General features: G+C 36.7%; 3 protein-coding genes. 1 reads left to right on the top strand and 2 read right to left on the bottom strand.

What is annotated here, in order from left to right:
- Together GQR46_RS19015 and dsbB are read right to left on the bottom strand one after the other, a co-directional pair.
- Nucleotides 1–302 (bottom strand): DUF6170 family protein (locus GQR46_RS19015; protein WP_165728712.1); only part of this gene is annotated, 302 nt, incomplete at its 3' end.
- A gap of 1 nt (nucleotide 303) precedes the next feature.
- A complete protein-coding gene (dsbB, locus tag GQR46_RS19010) occupies nucleotides 304–822 on the bottom strand; it encodes a disulfide bond formation protein DsbB (protein ID WP_165728713.1) in 519 nt (172 codons plus the stop codon).
- 543 nt (nucleotides 823–1365) lie between these two features.
- On the opposite strand from dsbB, the gene fadR reads away from it, so the two are divergent.
- Nucleotides 1366–2079 (top strand): fatty acid metabolism transcriptional regulator FadR, encoded by a 714-nt coding sequence (gene fadR / locus GQR46_RS19005; RefSeq protein ID WP_004335692.1) that lies wholly within the window; start codon nucleotides 1366–1368, stop codon nucleotides 2077–2079.
- Nucleotides 2080–2103 lie beyond the last annotated feature (24 nt).

Here is a 2103-nt window from a genome sequence, read left to right as displayed (position 1 = left end):
TATGCGCCCTGATTAAATTGTTTTAATGCATCGCTTAAGTGCTTTTTAGCAAAGTTAATTTCAATAGGTGTTGTTAATAGCGGATAGCAAAGCCCACCAAGTATCAAAAACGGGATTAATATCCAACCTTTAAATACCGTGAATATTAAAAATAGTGGACTTAGTAATATTAATTTAATAATACGTAGTAACACTTTATCAGTTGGCGATAACATACTTAACGAAAGTGCTATTACGTCCTGGCGCTTGCGCACTTTTAAGTGTTTAAGATCATCTAATTGGCTTGAAAAAAAGGTAAACATATTAAATCGATTTTTTTGTTATTAAGCGGCTAATCACTAAAGCAAACAAAGTGATTGAGAATAGCGCAAATATAATTTCCATCCAAGCAGGCATGCTCAAACCAATAAACTGCCAATCTATATTTCCACAATCCCCGGTCGCCTGAAAAAAGCTAGGTATCCATTCGTGTAACGGCATAAACGATGGGAAGTTTGGTTCAAACTCACAGCTAAATGCAAAAGGGTCTGTGGTGGTTTGCATATCAATATGCTCGCGAGCTATAAGGTATCCCCAAACACTCGATACACCCCAAATTACATACGCTAATATACGAACTGCTTTGCTCTGTGGTTTAGTCGAACCTACAATGCCTGCACCTAATAAACCCAGTACAGCGGTACGTTGATATATGCACATTATGCAAGGCGCCAATCCCATTTGGTATTGAAAGAAAAGGGCGGTCACTTCAAGTAAAAAAACGATAGCTGTAAATAAAAGCCACGGGGTACGTTGGGTGGGTAATTGCGCAAGCCAGTTCATAAAAATTCCGCGTTTAAATAAGATGTTAGATTATGACCTAGGATAATGTATGCGGCAACAAAAAGGAAAAAAAAGCTACCGAAGTCGCTTTTTATAAGATGAAATTATTGACTACTCAATACAGCCTCAGCAGAGGTTACATGGCGCTCTACTTAGTTCCCATTGATACATAAGCTAAGTTATATCGCTTACTTATACAACATTGGTGCATTGCCTAATCACTTCTTTAAAGTTGCTGTTAGAACGCTCTGTTGCATAGGTGTTCCTTTTTAATGTACTTATGTGTATTAAGTTGATTCAGCTAAGTATGGTGTAAATAAAAATACCAATAATTACAATGTACCTACAATGAATATTGCTCTGTATATTTATACATTGTAGCGATATTAGAAAAACCTAAATTTTATTATTTATTAATCCTTAATTTCTACTCATTTGCTTATTAATATGTCTGACTTTACTTGTTAGTTATGCTTCGTCTGGTACAATCAGTCAGTTATTCGTGTAAAACGATGAGTGTTGATTAATTCGAGTGGGAACTGGATGAGAATTTTTAAAGCGAAAAGCCCAGCAGGATTTGCTGAAGAATATATAGTTGAATCTATTTGGAACGGCGATTTCCCTCCAGGTTCAATTCTACCTGCCGAGCGAGAACTTTCAGAGTTAATTGGTGTAACAAGAACGACCTTGAGAGAAGTATTACAGCGTTTAGCACGTGATGGTTGGTTAACAATTCAGCATGGTAAACCAACAAAAGTAAATAACTTTTGGGAGACGTCTGGCTTAAATATTCTTGAAACACTAGCGCGCTTAGATGAAGACAAGATGCCAGAGCTGACAGATCAGCTTTTATCTGCACGTACTAATATCAGTGCTATTTATACACGTGCTGCAATTAAGTTAAATCCTGAACGTGTAATTGAAATTTTATCACAAAGTCATGAGCTAGAAGACACTGCGCAGGCATTTGCTGACTACGATTATAAAGTTCATCACGAATTAGCCGTTGCGGGTAATAACCGTATTTATGTATTAATACTCAACGGTTTTAGAGGCTTTTATTCAAAGATTGGTTGTCATTACTTCTCTGATGCCGGAACTCGTGAACTTGCTCGTCAGTTTTATAAAGATTTAACAATCTTGGCAGAAAATAAAGAGCACGATGGTGCTATTTCGATGATGCGTAAATACGGTCATCAAACAGGTGAGATTTGGCAAAAAATTCGAGGCGATATGCCCTCAGATATAATGGATTAAATTTAAACGAGAAACCTGCATTTG

This window comes from Pseudoalteromonas sp. Z1A6, assembly GCF_011378745.1.
GTDB classification, from domain to species: Bacteria; Pseudomonadota; Gammaproteobacteria; order Enterobacterales; family Alteromonadaceae; genus Pseudoalteromonas; species Pseudoalteromonas arctica.
The sequence above is the reverse complement of the archived record's forward strand: the minus strand, read 5'-3'. Positions and strand labels throughout refer to the sequence as shown.

Coding starts and splice junctions, on each gene's coding strand:
- fadR (WP_004335692.1), top strand. CDS start 1,366: ATGAGAATTTTTAAAGCGAAAAGCCCAGCAGGATTTGCTGAAGAATAT.
- dsbB (WP_165728713.1), bottom strand. CDS start 822: ATGAACTGGCTTGCGCAATTACCCACCCAACGTACCCCGTGGCTTTTA.